The sequence below is a fragment of the Gaetbulibacter aquiaggeris genome (genome assembly GCF_044003965.1).
Classification (GTDB): domain Bacteria; phylum Bacteroidota; class Bacteroidia; order Flavobacteriales; family Flavobacteriaceae; genus Yeosuana; species Yeosuana aquiaggeris.
On record NZ_JBAWKC010000005.1, the window covers coordinates 271057 to 288020 of the forward strand.

The following is a 16964-nucleotide window of genomic DNA, read 5'->3' on the forward strand; positions in this document are numbered from 1 at the left end:
CACAATATGGAAGAACAATTAAAAAGAATCAATAAATATTTAAGTGAAGTTGGATTTTGTTCGCGACGAGAAGCTGATAAATTGATTGAAGCCGGACGCGTTACCATTAATGGCGTAATCCCTGAAATGGGTACAAAAATAAGTACTAGCGACATTATTGAAGTTGACGGAAAACCAATTATTGACTCAAAAGAACCATTTGTTTATCTAGCATTCAATAAACCTATTGGTATTGTCTGCACTACAGACACCAATGTTGAAAAAGACAATATTATCGATTTTATTAAGTATCCAAAACGAATTTTCCCAATTGGGCGATTAGATAAGCCCAGTGAAGGCCTCATTCTTCTTACCGATGACGGTGACATTGTCAATAAAATATTGAGAGCAAGTAATAATCACGAAAAAGAATATATAGTAAAAGTTGATAAACCAATCTCTCAAACCTTCGTTGAACGCATGTCTGGCGGCATTCCTATTTTAGATAGAGTCACCAAAAAGTGCAAGGTTGAAAAATTAAGCACTTATGAATTCAGAATCATTTTAACTCAAGGTCTCAACAGACAAATCAGGCGTATGTGTGAGTATTTAAATTATGAAGTAGAAACGCTTAAGCGGGTTAGAATCATGAATATAAAACTTGATATGCCCGTTGGAGAATATCGTGAATTGAGCACGGAAGAACTCAAAGATCTAAATGCTTTAATTCAGGATTCTACCAAGACATTTAAAGCATCGAATCCTAAACAACAACATCGTAAAAATTAATTAACTATGGCAACAGTTTCTCCTTTTCATTTAGCAATTCCAGTTCACAATTTAGAAGCATCCAGAAAATTTTACAGAGATGTTTTAGGTTGTGAAGAAGGCAGAAGTAGTGATCACTGGGTTGATTTTAATTTCTTTGGGCATCAACTGGTGATACATTACAAGCCAAAATCTGACGAAGTTTTGCATACGAATCCTGTAGACGGTAAAGATGTTCCAGTCCCTCATTTTGGAGTGGTATTACCTTGGGATGATTTTCAAACCTTTTCAGAAGCTTTAAAAACTAAAAACATCTCATTTGTCATTGAACCTTATATTCGTTTCAAAGGATTAGTGGGCGAACAGGCTACTATGTTTTTTTATGACCCTGCCGGGAATGCCTTAGAATTTAAAGCTTTTAAAGATTTATCTCAACTGTTTGCGAAATAGTGTTTTGTTAAAAAAGAACTTGTATTAAGCTCTTACAAATAGATTTTAACTTTATGTGTGAATTGTGGTATTTTCATTTATAATCTTATAACATCAATTCTTAGGATAAATCTAATTTAGCATCATAATTCTAAAAATATGATACGAATATTAGCAATAATTTTAACTATTGGTGGCATGGTAGCCTTAATATTAGGTGTTTTAGGCATCTTTGGAAATAATTTGGTCACTCTAAGCCCATGGGCTTTAACCATTTTAGGTGGGATTTTTTTTGTTTCTGGTGTATCCATGCTAAAATACAGAAAAGACGTACCTCCTACAACAGATTAAAAATCATCAAAACTCACGGAGTTATTTTAAAATTTTTAAACCTTTAAAGATTCGTCTCTACTATAGCAAAATAAATTATTTATAACGCCAACTTGTGAGATCAGCGCCAATAGGTGCTGATTCCAATATGCGTTTCATAATTTTAGGAACATACATGCTGTTATACCGCAATCTGGAAATAGCATTTGGGTTTTCATGGTCTCCATTCCAGCAATGCTCTGCTCTGTCACCATAATCTACTTCTCCATCATAATAAGGATCTGTAGTACTTTCTAAAAAATCCTCCATTAAATAGACAGCATTATTTAAATAATAATTATCCATGTCGCCACAATATATATGTATTTTTCCTTTTAATTTTTCTCCTAATTTATCCCAATCTCGTTCCAGAATGTGTCTTAAATCATAATTCTCTAACCAGTATTGGGCAACATCATGATTTATTTTACCAGACATTTTATCCCATAGCCTGACCGGATAACCATCCTCACCTTGTGGCGAATAGGTTGCTTCCCAAATATCAAACTGACCTCCAGACCTTGATTTATCACCAAGCACTAGTTCTAAATGATTAGACTCTCTTACCGTTGAAGACACATTTCCTAAATAATCTCGATGTGCCGGAACCTCAATTATTTTATGATTACTCTTGGCATAATAAGCATTCTCGTCCTGATAAATATTGGTTAAACAATAAGCTCTAAAATCTATAGGATCCGGACAGGCTGCAAAACAACCATTGTACTCATCAGGATATTTTACCTGTACCGCCAGAGACTCCCAACCACCAGTGGAGCCTCCGTATAAAAAACGAGACCAGCCCGCCCCTTGTCCTCTGAACATTTTTTCAATATAAGGAATCAACTCATAGGTCAATGCATCTCCGTATGGACCTTGACTGGCTGAATTAACCGCATAAGAATCATCATAATAAGGTGTTGGATGTTGAATTTCAATAATTAAAAACCTGGGGAAATCTGGCTCATTCCATCTTTTATAAAAATTATAGGCTTCTTGCTGTTCAGTGATATTGTATCCATCCACATGAAACCTTTCTGAATATTCAGGCTTCAGGTTTTCGTCTGGTGGCGTTGTTCTAAATCCTCCGAAATCTGAAGGAAAATGCCCTTGAAATACCATTAATGGATATTTTGCTTCGGGGTGTTCATCAAATCCTTTAGGCAGTAGAATATGAGCGCCAAGATAGATGTCTCTTCCCCAAAATTCAGAAAGTAATTCTGATTTCATTTTTATATGTTTGATCCACTCCGTATCCTGAGGCTCTTCAATTGCTGCAATAACCTCATCTAAAACAATATCAAAAGATTGCGTTTCTGTTGCTGAAACAGAAATTTTTATTGGTTTTGAATATAAATTCCCAGGTGAGATATTCCAGTGTTGCCCTTCACCGTTATCCATAGGCAACTTTACTTCCTGACCCGTTGATAATTTAAAAGTTTCATATACATGCAACACCGCCTGAATATAATAATCTCCAGGCTTTATTTTTGATAACTGATCATATGGAAACCCAAAAACGGAATCATCAAAAGAAAATTCCCTTTCGCCTGACCAATTTTCCACATTTATTCCAAAAATTGGTTGTGCATTTAAACCTTCACCAACTTGAAAACGTGGTTCCGAATCATTATTATCAGAAAAAATGAGCAACAACCTACCATCTAATTGTTTGGCAGATAAGCTATCAGACAAAACAACATTAACAGTAAGTTTAAGCTTTGTTTCTGTCTTACAGTTATAAAGTGACAGACAAAAAAATAGTAATACCAATTTTAAATATTTCATAAGATGGAAATTTTTAAAAAAGGTAATTAAATAAAACGAATTAAAAAACTCTATTTAAATCTACTGATTAATTAGTGGAGTTTTGGCGTTCTCTGACAAGTAAAGTATTTTTAAGCAACATAGCAATGGTCATAGGTCCAACACCACCAGGAACTGGTGTAATATAACTTGCTTTTTTACTCACGCTTTCAAAATCGACATCACCAGCCAGTCTGTAACCTCGCGTTTTGGTGACATCAGGTACACGTGTAATCCCTACATCAATCACTACCACGCCGTCTTTAACCATGTCACCCGTTAAGAATTCAGAAATACCAATAGCAGCCACAATAATATCGGCCCTACGGGTAATTTCAGGAAGATTTTCGGTACGACTATGAACAACAGTCACAGTCGCGTTTCCAGCCTTTCGTTTCTGGCTCATTAAAATACTCATAGGACGACCAACAATGTGGCTTCTTCCCATAACAACCACATTTTTTCCAGACGTTTCAATATGGTAACGTTCCAGTAATTCTAAAATTCCAAAAGGCGTTGCAGGTAAAAATGAAGGTAAATCAAGTGTCATTCTACCCACATTCGTTGGATGAAATCCATCCACATCTTTATCTGGGTTTATTGCCATTAAAACCTTTTGATCATCAATATGTTTTGGTAAAGGGAGTTGCACAATGAATCCATCAATAGCTTCATCATTATTCAGATTATGAATGTGATTTAGTAATTCTTCTTCAGTTGTATCCTCTGATAAATCAATTAAGGTTGAATGGAACCCGACAAGTTCACAGGCTTTCACTTTTGCAGCAACATAGGTCATACTGGCGCCATCAGATCCCACTAAAACGGCCGCAAGATGTGGTACTTTTTCGCCTTTAGATTTCATTATTTCTACCCGAGCAGCAATTTCTTGTTTTATATCATTACTGATTTTTTTTCCGTCTAAAATTGTCATGTGCCTATTGGTTTTTAATTGAAATAATTTATCTAATGATCATTTTAACGCATATTTTGCATCATTTGCATCATCTTTTTTCCGCCGCCACCTTGCATCATTTTCATCATTTTGCTCATTTGATTAAACTGCTTCATCAGCTGATTTACTTGTTGTACAGAGGTTCCCGAACCTTTACCAATTCTAATTTTTCTGCTAGAATTTATAATGGACGGATTACTTCTCTCTTTGGGGGTCATAGAATGAATAATCGCTTCAATGCCTTTAAAGGCATCATCATCAATATCGACATCTTTAAGCATTTTTCCTGCACCTGGAATCATACCCATAAGATCTTTCATATTACCCATTTTCTTAATCTGCTGTATTTGCTTTAAGAAATCATCAAATCCAAATTGGTTTTTGGCTATTTTCTTTTGAAGTTTTCGGGCTTCCTCTTCATCAAATTGTTCCTGTGCTCTTTCCACTAAAGACACCACATCACCCATTCCAAGAATACGGTCTGCCATACGTGCCGGATAGAAGACATCAATAGCTTCCATCTTTTCACCAGTACCAATAAATTTAATCGGCTTATTAACTACTGATTTGATTGAAATGGCAGCACCACCGCGTGTATCACCATCTAATTTGGTAAGAATAACACCATCAAAATTTAAAACATCATTGAATGTCTTTGCCGTATTAACGGCATCTTGACCGGTCATAGAATCTACTACAAACAAGGTTTCTTGTGGTTGAATAGCTTTATGGATGTTTGATATTTCGGTCATCATAACCTCATCTACCGCTAATCGACCAGCTGTATCTATGATAACCACATTATAGCCATTAGCCTTTGCATGTGCTATACCTGCTTTAGCAATAGCAACAGGATCATTATTTCCTTTGTCGCTAAATACCTCCACATTAATTTGTTCTCCAACAATATGTAATTGATCAATAGCCGCGGGACGATACACATCACAGGCTACTAATAAGGGCTTTTTTGCTTTTTTGGTTTTTAGATAATTTGCTAGTTTACCAGAAAACGTGGTTTTACCGGAACCTTGTAAACCAGACATCAGAATGATACTTGGCGTTCCGGATAAATTGATACCTTCGGCGTCACCACCCATCAGTTCAGTCAACTCGTCTTTAACAATTTTAACCATTAATTGACCTGGCTGTAAAGTTGTTAACACATTTTGACCTAGTGCTTTCTCTTTTACTTTTGTAGTAAAATCCTTTGCAATTTTAAAGTTAACATCGGCATCTAACAATGCGCGCCTTACTTCTTTTAAAGTTTCAGCAACATTGACTTCAGTAATACTTCCATGTCCTTTTAGGACGTGTAGTGCTTTATCTAACTTTTCGCTTAAATTATTAAACATAGTTCCTCTTCAATTTTAAGATGCGCAAATTTAAGGATTTGAAGTTTATTATTGAAGTAAGAAACTATAAAAAAACGCACATAAAAAAAGGCTGCCAAATCAAATGATTTGACAGCCTATACAAAGGAAACTTAAATAACTAACCTAACCAACCGAATTTACCAAAATCCTCCTTTATTTTTTATTGTCTTTCAAGTACTAAGATTCTTTCGACAGTACCTGTATTACTTAAATCTTTCAATTCAATTCTTGTTTCCTTTACAGAAACAATTTTCCATCTATGATTTAATACCTCAAATGGTGGTTCTAATCCAAAATTTAATCCAAGGAATAAACCATTGTTTCTAAAGGACAACCATGATCCATCGATGATACCATTATTAGGATCGGTTACTTTTACCCAACCATTTTCTAAGAAATCTATATTGTACAAATAATAATTCTCAGTTTTATTAACATCACCTTCTTGATACAGAGCTACATTCCAAATGCCTGAATTTAGTATTTGATCAATGTCAAATAAATCACCATCTCCATCTGGGCAATGTCTTTCTAAAACCATTTGACTATTACTAGACTGAAGCTTAATTAAGCCTGATTGTAAGAATGTAACTAACCATTCTAACTGCAGATTAGGTCTGCCTTCAAGATTAATTTGTAAAATAAAACCTGCATTTCTAACACCAATTTCATAAGTACCTTCAACTAATTCACCATTGACTCGAATTTTAACGATATTATTCGGGAAGAATTTTAAAGGCGTACCAATATAATCACCTTCATTATCGGTTCCATTAATATTTAATCTCGCTACTCTCCAGAAACATTCTTGTAAATAACTTTCAATACGTTCTTTGGTTATATCAACAACAATATCACAGTTTTTCTTTAAAATAATTCGGTTTCCTCCTTCTTGATATAGCTTTATTCTACCTGGTTCTAAATCATAAACAAACCATTCCAAAGCAAAATCAACTAAGGTGTCAAACTCTAATTTAATTAAAGCACCACGATCAGTAACTCTAGTAGTCCATCTTCCCGTTAACAGGTCACCATTTCTAGAATGAACTTTAACTACATTATCAGCTTTAAACACCATCACATATTCACGATAAAAATCATTTAAATTATCCTGATTTCTCTCCATTTCATAAACAACCCATGGACAAGTCATAAGAAGCGCATCTAAACGTTCTTTAGTGAAATCATCATCATGGTAATCATTATTATCATCTTCATTACAGGCATCTTTAGCCTCTTCAATGGTTGATTGCAATTCTTGATTATTATTAACAACAATAGTTGTTCCATCAGCTAAAACCATAGTTACCGGGAAATTAATGCTTGCAAAAACTTCACCTTGTCTCACGCGTCTTATAAAACGATGCAATTGCGCGTCATTCTCTATTGTAACTACATCAATTACCTGAAATTGTGTGTTATAGATTGAAAATGAAATAGGATATTGAAAATCAATACATTCAATATCATCATCTTGTTCATTCTCTCCATTACATTGCTGAGCCAGTTCAATCAGTTCTTGACGGTTATTAATAACCATTTCTGTATAATCTGATAATATAATTTTTATAGGAAATATTATTTCCAAATTATCATTATCATGATCAAACTCATTAAAAATAGCTTCAATAACAGCAAAATCTTCTTTTGAATCTATTATAATTTCAACACCGTTTACAACTACGGTAACAGGCAAATCAACTGATAAACAATTGGCTTTATCAATGATATTGTCTGCAGATCCATCTTTTATAGATGTTGAGGCCACTAAACTTGTCAAGGTTGAAGAGGCAACTAAGGCTTCTGCTTCTGCAGGTGCCGTTACATCAACAACTTCCTGCTGACAAGACATTAGCATTAAAAGGGCAAAAAAAGGAAGTAATAATAATTTTTTCATAACTTTTTAATTTAGTTTAACATGAGGCAATTTGAATATAAAACAATTTAGCTTAAGAAATTCCTACCCATTGTTTCCTTTTTTTTTATTTTAGTAGCCAAATCACCAATAATAATGGGGAAAAAACTTCATGATAATATTTGCGAAGAACCAATTTTCTCTTCCTTATTTAATAAATACTCCAAAGACTTGCACAACTTTTTATATTATAAGTTTGGTGAATTATTAAATCCGAAAGATAAAGTTCAGGAAGCTTTTATTAAGCTGTGGGAAAACTGCAGCAACATTTCTCCAGATAAAGCGAAAAGTTTTTTGTTTACTACCGCTAATAATTTAATGTTAAATGAAGCCGCTCATCAAAAAGTGGTTTTAAAACATCAACAAATAAAGCCTAAATCATATACCAATGAAAATCCTGAATTTTTGATGCAGGAAGCTGAGTATCTGCAAAAACTTCAAACAGCCCTTTCTAATTTAACAGAAGCACAACGGGAAGCTTTTATGATGAACAGGGTTGAAGGAAAACGATTTAAAGAAATCGCTGAAATTTTAGATATATCAACCAAAGCCGTAGAAAAAAGAATTTATGGCGCTCTTGAAAAATTAAGACAAGATATTAAAGAATTGTAACGGCCTCAAAATATTTTTTTAAGTGCGGGTAGGAAAAATTAAGTATTAACTGTTATATAGTTGTATTAAAACATCATGGAAAGAGAAACATTAATATCAAAATGGTTAGACAACAATCTAAATGACGAAGAACTTAAGGCTTTTAAAAAGCTTGAGGACTATGATGATTTAGTGAAGTTAGACAGGAATTTGAAAGGTTTTAAAGCAGAAAGTTTTGACCCTGCTGTAGAATTAGAAAGTGTCTTGTCATCTATTAGAAGCAAAAAACAAACATCTGTTCATTGGTTGAAACCTTTTATGAAAATTGCGGCTATTCTTGCCATCTGTTTTAGTTTATATTATTATACAACTACTTTAGACACGACCATAACAACAGCATTCGCTCAAAAAACAACTATAGAATTGCCAGATAATTCAAGCGTTTCTTTGAATGCAAAATCACTGTTGATATTCAATAAAAAAGATTGGAAAAAAGAACGTGATGTAGAACTTGAAGGGGAAGCCTTTTTTAAAGTATCCAAAGGTTCTTCATTTAATGTAATTACAAAAACCGGAACTGTTACGGTTTACGGAACTCAATTTAATGTTAAACAACGGGATACATATTTTGAAGTTATTTGCTACGAAGGTATTGTTGGCGTTACCTATAACTCGCAACTCACAAAACTAAAAGCTGGAGACAGTTTTTTGATTATTGATGGGAAATTGATTGTTACAGAAAAAGAAAATAGCGCAACACCTTCGTGGTTAAATAACGAAAGTCAGTTTAAAAGTTTACCGTACAGTGAAGTTCTTGCTGAGTTTGAAAGACAGTATGGAGTAAGTATTGTAGCTGAAAATATTGACGAAAATCAATTATTTACAGGAAGTTTTTCTCATAAAAACATAGATATTGCTTTAAAATCTATCACATTACCGTTACATATAAAGTATAGTAAAACCAACAATACTATTACGCTGAAACGTGATTAGAAAAGGACTCCTTTTTATTTACACTTTATTATTTTTTTTGAACTTTTCAGCTATCAAAGCTCAAAGTCTTCAAAAAGAAAAGCAACCACTTATTGATATATTAAAAGTCCTCGAAACTAAATATAACATCAGTTTTTCTTTTGCCGATACTACTATAAAAGATAAAACTGTTGCTTTACCTGCGTCCAACTTGAATATTGAAGAAGCCCTAAACTATTTAAAAACTGAAACAGGATTAGATTTTGAAATATTAGACTCCCGTTTTGTGGTTATAAAAAAAGTTGAAGACGTTATTTTTCCTGTGATAACTCAACGATTAGAAGAAGTTGTCATTACAAATTATTTAACCAAAGGTATCATCAAATTAAATGATGGAAGTACTACCATAAAACCAGAAGCTTTTGGCATTCTTCCCGGTTTAATTGAGCCAGATATTTTACAAACTATTCAAGCCTTACCGGGTGTTTTAAGTATTGATGAAACGGTTTCAAATATAAATATAAGAGGTGGTACCCATGATCAAAATTTATTTCTTTGGGACGGCATCAAAATGTACCAATCTGGTCATTTCTTTGGGCTTATTTCAGCGTTTAACCCCTATACTACCAAGCAAGTAAAGGTGTCAAAAAACGGAACCAGTGCCAAATATGGCGATGGCATTTCAAGTGTTATTGATATGCAACTCTCAAATACTATAGATAATAAGTTTAAGACAGGTGCCGGATTTAACCTAATTAATGCCGATGCTTATGCTAAAATCCCATTGTCAAGAAAAACTGAGCTGCAGCTTGCCACCAGGCGCTCTATTACCGATTTAATTGTTACACCTACTTACAACCAATATTTCAAACGTATTTTTCAAGATTCAGACTTAACGAATACTATTGATGATCGTTCTTCCATTTCTCAAAATGAAGATTTTTATTTTTATGATATTACGGCTAAGTTTTTATATGATATTACTACAAAAGATAAAATCAGGATCAATTTTTTAAATGTAAATAACGCTTTAAAATATGATGAGCAGTCTACCATCAATAATAACAACGAGGCTTTAAAAAGTAATTTATCTCAGAAAAATCTGGCTTTAGGTATTACCTATACCAAAGATTGGAATGAACGCTTATCAACTACAGGACAAGTCTATTTATCAAAATATGATTTAAATGCCACCAATTTTGATATCCTAAACAATCAACGTCTTATTCAAGAAAATGAAGTTACTGATGGTTCTGTAAAATTTGATTTGAATTACAACGCCAATCATACCGTTAAAATTAATGGCGGTTATCAATTTTCAGAAATTGGTATCAGTAATCTTGAAGATGTTAACAACCCTGTTTTTAAAAGTTATATAAAAGAAGTTGTTAGAAGTCATGCTATTTATGCTGAAAGTTCTATTCTAACAAATAACGCTTTCACTAATCTGAAAGTAGGGGCACGCCTTAATTATCATGAAAAATTTAATATGCTTTTGTTTGAACCAAGATTAAGCTTTAGTCAACGGTTCTTAAATTATTTCAGGTTAGAAATTCAAGGTGAAATAAAAAGTCAAACCACTTCTCAAATAATCGATTTACAAAATGACTTTTTAGGTATTGAAAAACGACGTTGGATCTTATCAAATAATAAAAACGTACCGGTTATAAAAAGTAAACAAATCTCAACTGGTATTCAATTCAACAAAAATAATCTATTAATAAGTGCCGAAATTTATTTAAAAGATGTGGATGGTATTACCACAAGAAGCCAAGGGTTTCAAAACCAATATCAATTTGTAAATGATATTGGTAGCTATCAAATAAAAGGAATTGATTTATTAATGAATAAACAATTCAATAATGTGATAAGTTCATGGATCGGTTATTCTTTTAGTAAAAACGATTATACATTTGATACTTTAAATAATGGAGCATCGTTTCCTAATAATGCCGATATACGTCATGCCCTTACTGTAGCTGGCACTTATACCTATAACCAGTTTAAATTGGCTTTAGGACTCAATTGGCATTCAGGAAAGCCAGCCACGAATCCAGTGGTTGAGAATGAAGTTGTTGATGAGGCCATTAATTATGAAGCGCCTAACAGTTCTCATTTAAGAGATTATTTGAGAGCAGATTGTTCAGCGACTTATGATTTTAATATCTCCGAAAAAACACATGCCATAATAGGTGCGTCTGTTTGGAACCTTAGTAACAAAAAAAATATCATTAACACCTATTACACTTTAGATAATCAGAATAAGGTAACTAAAGTGGAAAATCAATCCCTTGGGATTACCCCTAATGTGAGTTTCAGATTGCGATTTTAATCTAATATCTTTATATTTATAGAGTTACATAGATTATTATTAACCAACCAATACTTCTTATTATGAAAACTCAATCAAATCTGATTAGATTTAAAACCATCTTTTTACTATTAGTAAACTTAGCAATTGCAGTTAGTTTGCATTCCTGTAAATCTGACAAAAAACAGAATAAAATTGATGATTCTGTCATTGCGAAAGAGAATGTTATTAATATTCTTACTGAGAATATGGATTTTCAAATGGCTGATACCATACCTTCAGGATGGAACACCTTCAAATACAAAAATGCATCAGCGCAGACACACTTTTTTCTTATTGATAAATATCCTGAAGCCATCACTTTAGATAGCGTTAAAGCTAGTGTTTTACCTCCTTTTGATAAGGGTATGAAGTTAATTAATGAAGGCAAAACCGAAGAAGGCTTTGCTGAATTCGGAAAACTCCCCGCTTGGTTTATGGAGTTGAAAAATTTAGGAGGATCCGGTTTAATATCTCCAGGTCTTATTGCTGAAACAACGGTAAAGTTGGATCCCGGATATTATATTATAGAGTGTTATGTAAAAATGAGTAATGGTGTTTGGCATACATCCATGGGAATGGCAAAAGAAGTAATCGTTTCTGAAACTAATTCTGGAAATGTAGAGCCTAAAGCTCAAACTGAAATTACTATTTCAAGTACCGATGGTATCACATTCAATGATACCATAAGTAAAGGGCAACATTGCTTTTCTGTTTTTTACAAAGATCAGATTGCTCATGAAAACTTTATAGGTCATGATATTAATCTGGCTAAATTAGGAGAAAATGCTGATTTAGATGAATTAAATGATTGGATGGATTGGTCTAACCCCGAAGGCCTCATTGAACCAGCTCCAACAGGAGTCACTTTTTTAGGAGGTGTGAATAATATGTCTGAAGGTCAAAAAGGGTATTTTACTGTAAATCTGGAACCAGGTCGCTACATTTTGATATCAGAAGTGCCAAATCCAGCAAGTAAGAATATGCTGAAAACATTTGTAGTTCCAGAGTAATTAAATATTTATTATATGAAACCATTAAAAAAAGAAGATATTAATCAAGACGTTTTTGATTTATACGATGATTATGCGCACAACAAAATAGACAGACGCCAATTTGTAGAAAAACTATCACTTTATGCTATTGGTGGTTTAACTGTTTCCTCGCTCTTAAGTTTTATGTCCCCCAATTATGCAGATAGTATTTTAGTAAAACCAGATGATGAGCGCATAGAATCAGACTACATTACTTATGAATCTCCAAAAGGCGGAGGCACCATTAAAGGATTATTAAGTACCCCAAGTAATACTAGTAAAAAGTTACCCGGCATTGTGGTAGTTCACGAAAACCGCGGTTTAAACCCATATATTGAAGACGTAGGAAGGCGAGCCGCTTTGGACGGTTTTATTACTTTGGCACCAGATGCTTTAACGCCTCTTGGTGGCTATCCGGGAAATGATGATGACGGACGCGCCTTACAACGTCAACGTGACCGTAATGAGATGCTGGAAGATTTTATTGCCGCTTATGATTATTTAAAAACTCATGAAAATTGCGATGGCAATATAGGTGTAGTTGGTTTTTGTTTTGGTGGCTGGATTGCCAATATGATGGCTGTAAGAATTCCAGAGCTTAAAGCTGCGGTTCCTTTTTATGGCGGACAACCAACTGCTGAAGAAGCGGCTCAAATTAAAGCGCACTTATTATTACAATACGCCGGTTTAGACACACGAGTTAATGAAGGCTGGCCAGCTTATGAAGCCGCTCTCAAAGAAAACAATATTGAATATACGGTTCATTTTTATCCTTATGTCAATCATGGGTTTCACAACAATACCACTCCCCGATTTGATAAAGCAGCGGCTGATTTAGCCTGGAGCAGAACCATTTCATTTTTTAAGGAAAAATTGAAATAATCTAATTAAACCTTTTAATAATTATTATCAACTTGATATGCTTAATTTTGAATAAAAGGTGGGGTTATTTTAAAATCCTGTTAAGAAACAAACATGAAGCATGTCGATAGAAAAAAATGAACTCATAAAAACAAGGCTGCATTCTCGAAATAAAAACCGAGAACCCTATGATTTAAGTGCCTTATCTAAAATTTCACCTGAATTGGCAACCTATGTGAAGCCTAATAAATTTGGAGCAGATTCGGTAGATTTTTCAGATCCTGTTGTTGTAAAACTTCTAAACAAAGCCTTGCTGCACCATTATTATGGCATTAAGAACTGGGAATTTCCAGATAATAATCTATGCCCTCCAATACCGGGAAGAGCTGATTACATTCACCATATGGCTGATTTGTTAAGTGAAAACAATTTTGGCAGGGTGCCAACAGGAGATAAAATCACTTGTTTTGATATTGGTGTTGGCGCCAATTGTATTTACCCAATCATTGGCGTTACAGAATATGGCTGGAAATTTATCGGGTCAGATATTGATGCAAAATCAATTACATCAGCACAGAACATTGTCAATGCTAATGCATCGCTTCAAGGTAAAATTGAATGCCGGTTACAAGAAAACAAAAAAGATGCTTTTTACGGTATTATAGGCAGAGAAGAATTGATTGATGTATCCATTTGTAATCCTCCTTTCCATGCTTCAGCTGAAGAGGCTCAAAAAGGAACGCTGAGAAAAATAAAAAATCTATCGGGGAAAACAGAAAAAACACCTCAACTCAATTTCGCTGGTATGAGCAATGAATTGATATGTGATGGAGGCGAACATAAGTTTATTCATAATATCATCAGAGAAAGTAAAAAATTCTCTAAAAACTGTTATTGGTTTTCAACACTTGTATCCAAACAATCCAATTTAAAAGGCATTTACAAATCATTAGAAAAAGAAAGTGCACTAGATGTTAAAACCATTCCTATGGGCACCGGAAATAAATCCAGCCGCATTGTGGCCTGGACCTTCCTGAATAAAGAAGAACAAAAAGTGTGGATAGAAACCAGATGGAAACTCTAGAAAGTTGAATAAAGTTCTACTTAACACCTTCAATCTAAAAGATTAAATTTGTAAGAAAATTTTACTAACTTCGTTTAACTGCTGATATAAACAATTTAAAAAGTTCATATCAATGCATTGTGCTTCATTTTGACCAACCAATAAACATGATAAAATTCTTTAGAAAAATTAGACAAAAGTTAGTAACTGAAAATAAGTTCAGTAAATATCTACTTTATGCCATTGGTGAAATTGTGCTCGTGGTTATTGGGATATTAATTGCGCTTCAGTTAAATAATTTGAATGAGATTGACAAGGTTAAGGATACAGAAATATTATATATAAATGCCCTTCATGATGAATTCTCAAACAACCTCATAGAAGTAGAACGAGTAATGAAACTAAATGCGATAGGTTTGGCGCACGCGAATGCACTTTTAGATAAAATGGGAACTTCTGATCTAGATTTGACTGAAAAGGTATTTGATTCTTTAATGTATCGCACAATTATAGCCGAAATTCAATACCGTCCTAGCCCAGGCACTCTTATTGAGTTGGTCAACTCTGGTAAATTAAGTATTATTTCTAATAGGGAGCTGCGACTAAAACTGGCCTCATGGGATGGAATTCTTGTCAGCGTCTTGTTTCAGGAAGAAGAGCATTCCAAACCTCGGTATAAATTGATTGATTTAATGAACGAATGGGGTAATGGTAGAAAGTCCTTAATAAATGCATTAGCAAATAACAGATTTGTTTTGGAGATTCCTAACAGCCCTTTTAAGTTATCTAGTAAAGTACTACTAAATAATATTGAATTTGACAATCAACTAACCTTCTTTTTTATTACCGGATCTTTTCTGAATGCATCTTTTTATTCTGATTTGAAGAATAATATTGAAAATACGCTGAAACTACTCCAAAGTGAGCTTGATCAAAGAACTAACTGATGCTATTAATTGTGATTTAAACTAATAACGAAAGCACAACACTGTATACAAAAAATTGCTAGTTTTAACTAAACCAAAGTTAGTTGCTCATTTGCTAGCTTCTGATTTTCCTTCGGAAAATGCTCGCACACAAAACGGCACTATTGTTATACATAAACTTAAACAAAATATAAAAATCACTTGAATAATGCTTTAACTTCATCAAAATCCAAACCACCATAGTTACCAGAACTCATTAGTAACAGGGCTTTGTTATTAAAATCTTGAGAGAATAAAAAGTGTTTAAAATCGTCTGGATCAGTATAAATAATTAAATCATCACGTTCAAACGCATGGGCTATTTGCTCATGAGTCACTTTCTCCAATTTCTTAATTTCAACAGCATGTGGGGAATAAAATACCACGGCCAGGTCAGCCGCATCTAATGCGCCTTTGTATTCCTTTAAAAACGCTGCATTTAAACTACTATAGGTATGTAATTCCAAACAAGCCACCAGAGACCTGTTTTCATATTGCTCTTTAACAGCTTTGGTTGTTGCTTCTACTTTACTGGGAGAATGGGCAAAATCTTTATAGGCTACACTAGTTTTACTTTCAGCAATTTTCTCTAAACGTTTGCTGGCTCCTTTAAACGTGGCAATAGCCTCATAAAAATCATCTTCATCAATACCCATATGCTGGCATATCCATTTAGCACCTGCCAGATTATTCAAATTATGAGCACCAAACACTTCAATTGGCAAAGGTCCTTCTGGTGTTTCCAATAGTGTTTGTCCGTTTTCAACGGTATATTGCGGCGTTTGGTAAGGGAGTTTTCTAATGGTGTTTTCAGAGGCCTCTACAACACCTTTAACCTCTAGATCTTCTTCATTATAAGTTATACTACCACCTTTAACAATGGAATCTACAAATAGGCTAAACTGTTCTACATAATTGTCATAAGTTGGAAACACATTAATATGATCCCAGGCAATACCACTTAATAAGGCTATATTGGGTTTATACAAATGAAATTTTGGGCGTCTGTCAATGGGTGAGCTTAAATATTCATCACCTTCCAGTACCATAAAATCATTGTCCTCTGTTAATTTTACCATCACATCAAAACCTTCTAACTGCGCCCCCACCATATAATCAACATCTCTGTCATGATAATGCATCACATGCAAAATCATAGAAGTAATAGTCGTTTTCCCATGACTTCCACCTATCACTACCCGTGTTTTGTTTTTTGATTGTTCATACAAAAATTCTGGATAGCTATAAATTTTCACCCCTAATTCCTGAGCTTTTAATAGCTCTGGATTATCCGCCTTAGCATGCATCCCCAAAACTACAGCGTCTAACGGCTCTGTTATCTTTTCAGGAAACCACCCAAAAGAATCCGGCAGTAACCCTTTTGCCGATAACCTTGATTTTGAGGGTTCAAAAATTTCGTCATCACTGCCTGTGACTTGATATCCTTTATTGTGTAAAGCAATGGCTAAATTGTGCATAGCACTTCCTCCAATAGCTATAAAATGTACATTCATAAACCTGTATTGTAAAGGAT

General features: G+C 33.9%; 15 protein-coding genes. 10 read left to right on the forward strand and 5 right to left on the reverse strand.

All coding sequences use genetic code 11. The features are described 5' to 3' along the window. Positions 1-6: 6 nt before the first annotated feature. From rluF to V8G56_RS14645, 3 genes are all read left to right on the forward strand, one after another. On the forward strand, positions 7-768 hold the full coding sequence (gene rluF, locus V8G56_RS14635; protein ID WP_395439204.1) for a 23S rRNA pseudouridine(2604) synthase RluF: 762 nt from the start codon (positions 7-9) through the stop codon (positions 766-768). Positions 769-774: 6 nt separating this feature from the next. Next, the gene (locus tag V8G56_RS14640; protein WP_395439205.1) at positions 775-1197 is read left to right on the forward strand and encodes a VOC family protein; all 423 of its coding nucleotides are present in this window, start codon (positions 775-777) and stop codon (positions 1195-1197) included. Positions 1198-1335: 138 nt separating this feature from the next. Next, positions 1336-1527, forward strand: coding sequence for a hypothetical protein (locus V8G56_RS14645; RefSeq protein ID WP_395439206.1), 192 nt, complete (start codon positions 1336-1338; stop codon positions 1525-1527). A 75-nt stretch (positions 1528-1602) separates the two neighbouring features. Here V8G56_RS14645 and V8G56_RS14650 read toward each other — a convergent pair whose 3' ends face one another. From V8G56_RS14650 to V8G56_RS14665, 4 genes are all read right to left on the reverse strand, one after another. Further along, complete coding sequence (locus V8G56_RS14650) at positions 1603-3333, reverse strand: alpha/beta hydrolase-fold protein (RefSeq protein ID WP_395439207.1); 1731 nt, start codon at positions 3331-3333, stop codon at positions 1603-1605. A gap of 67 nt (positions 3334-3400) precedes the next feature. Next, positions 3401-4285: a bifunctional methylenetetrahydrofolate dehydrogenase/methenyltetrahydrofolate cyclohydrolase FolD gene (gene folD / locus V8G56_RS14655; protein ID WP_395439208.1), complete on the reverse strand. Its 885-nt coding sequence runs from the start codon at positions 4283-4285 to the stop codon at positions 3401-3403. Positions 4286-4329: 44 nt separating this feature from the next. Then, on the reverse strand, positions 4330-5658 hold the full coding sequence (gene ffh, locus V8G56_RS14660; protein WP_331628735.1) for a signal recognition particle protein: 1329 nt from the start codon (positions 5656-5658) through the stop codon (positions 4330-4332). A gap of 181 nt (positions 5659-5839) precedes the next feature. Continuing rightward, positions 5840-7576, reverse strand: coding sequence for a hypothetical protein (locus V8G56_RS14665; RefSeq protein ID WP_395439209.1), 1737 nt, complete (start codon positions 7574-7576; stop codon positions 5840-5842). A gap of 114 nt (positions 7577-7690) precedes the next feature. Between V8G56_RS14665 and V8G56_RS14670 the strand changes: the two genes are divergently transcribed. From V8G56_RS14670 to V8G56_RS14700, 7 genes are all read left to right on the forward strand, one after another. After that, positions 7691-8206 carry an RNA polymerase sigma factor gene (locus V8G56_RS14670; RefSeq protein ID WP_395439210.1) on the forward strand — a complete coding sequence of 172 codons (516 nt, stop codon included), beginning with the start codon at positions 7691-7693 and terminating at the stop codon, positions 8204-8206. A 75-nt stretch (positions 8207-8281) separates the two neighbouring features. Continuing rightward, positions 8282-9178 (forward strand): FecR family protein, encoded by an 897-nt coding sequence (locus V8G56_RS14675; protein WP_395439211.1) that lies wholly within the window; start codon positions 8282-8284, stop codon positions 9176-9178. Between the two features lie 37 nt (positions 9179-9215). Further along, positions 9216-11489 carry a TonB-dependent receptor plug domain-containing protein gene (locus tag V8G56_RS14680; protein ID WP_395439212.1) on the forward strand — a complete coding sequence of 758 codons (2274 nt, stop codon included), beginning with the start codon at positions 9216-9218 and terminating at the stop codon, positions 11487-11489. A gap of 62 nt (positions 11490-11551) precedes the next feature. After that, positions 11552-12520, forward strand: a complete 969-nt coding sequence (locus tag V8G56_RS14685; protein ID WP_395439213.1) for a hypothetical protein — start codon at positions 11552-11554, stop codon at positions 12518-12520. 15 nt (positions 12521-12535) lie between these two features. Further along, complete coding sequence (locus tag V8G56_RS14690; RefSeq protein ID WP_395439214.1) at positions 12536-13423, forward strand: dienelactone hydrolase family protein; 888 nt, start codon at positions 12536-12538, stop codon at positions 13421-13423. Positions 13424-13523: 100 nt separating this feature from the next. Further along, the gene (gene rlmF / locus V8G56_RS14695; protein ID WP_395439215.1) at positions 13524-14486 is read left to right on the forward strand and encodes a 23S rRNA (adenine(1618)-N(6))-methyltransferase RlmF; all 963 of its coding nucleotides are present in this window, start codon (positions 13524-13526) and stop codon (positions 14484-14486) included. Positions 14487-14632: 146 nt separating this feature from the next. Continuing rightward, a complete protein-coding gene (locus V8G56_RS14700; protein WP_395439216.1) occupies positions 14633-15412 on the forward strand; it encodes a DUF6090 family protein in 780 nt (259 codons plus the stop codon). A gap of 176 nt (positions 15413-15588) precedes the next feature. On the opposite strand, the gene V8G56_RS14705 is transcribed toward V8G56_RS14700, so the two are convergent. After that, a complete protein-coding gene (locus V8G56_RS14705) occupies positions 15589-16944 on the reverse strand; it encodes a UDP-N-acetylmuramate--L-alanine ligase (protein WP_395439217.1) in 1356 nt (451 codons plus the stop codon). Positions 16945-16964 lie beyond the last annotated feature (20 nt).

What these genes read in the sequence shown, in the direction of transcription:
- rluF (WP_395439204.1), top strand. Translation starts at nt 7, where the DNA reads ATGGAAGAACAATTAAAAAGAATCAATAAATATTTAAGTGAAGTTGGA.
- V8G56_RS14640 (WP_395439205.1), top strand. Translation starts at nt 775, where the DNA reads ATGGCAACAGTTTCTCCTTTTCATTTAGCAATTCCAGTTCACAATTTA.
- V8G56_RS14645 (WP_395439206.1), top strand. Translation starts at nt 1,336, where the DNA reads ATGATACGAATATTAGCAATAATTTTAACTATTGGTGGCATGGTAGCC.
- V8G56_RS14650 (WP_395439207.1), bottom strand. Translation starts at nt 3,333, where the DNA reads ATGAAATATTTAAAATTGGTATTACTATTTTTTTGTCTGTCACTTTAT.
- folD (WP_395439208.1), bottom strand. Translation starts at nt 4,285, where the DNA reads ATGACAATTTTAGACGGAAAAAAAATCAGTAATGATATAAAACAAGAA.
- ffh (WP_331628735.1), bottom strand. Translation starts at nt 5,658, where the DNA reads ATGTTTAATAATTTAAGCGAAAAGTTAGATAAAGCACTACACGTCCTA.
- V8G56_RS14665 (WP_395439209.1), bottom strand. Translation starts at nt 7,576, where the DNA reads ATGAAAAAATTATTATTACTTCCTTTTTTTGCCCTTTTAATGCTAATG.
- V8G56_RS14670 (WP_395439210.1), top strand. Translation starts at nt 7,691, where the DNA reads ATGGGGAAAAAACTTCATGATAATATTTGCGAAGAACCAATTTTCTCT.
- V8G56_RS14675 (WP_395439211.1), top strand. Translation starts at nt 8,282, where the DNA reads ATGGAAAGAGAAACATTAATATCAAAATGGTTAGACAACAATCTAAAT.
- V8G56_RS14685 (WP_395439213.1), top strand. Translation starts at nt 11,552, where the DNA reads ATGAAAACTCAATCAAATCTGATTAGATTTAAAACCATCTTTTTACTA.
- V8G56_RS14690 (WP_395439214.1), top strand. Translation starts at nt 12,536, where the DNA reads ATGAAACCATTAAAAAAAGAAGATATTAATCAAGACGTTTTTGATTTA.
- rlmF (WP_395439215.1), top strand. Translation starts at nt 13,524, where the DNA reads ATGTCGATAGAAAAAAATGAACTCATAAAAACAAGGCTGCATTCTCGA.
- V8G56_RS14700 (WP_395439216.1), top strand. Translation starts at nt 14,633, where the DNA reads ATGATAAAATTCTTTAGAAAAATTAGACAAAAGTTAGTAACTGAAAAT.
- V8G56_RS14705 (WP_395439217.1), bottom strand. Translation starts at nt 16,944, where the DNA reads ATGAATGTACATTTTATAGCTATTGGAGGAAGTGCTATGCACAATTTA.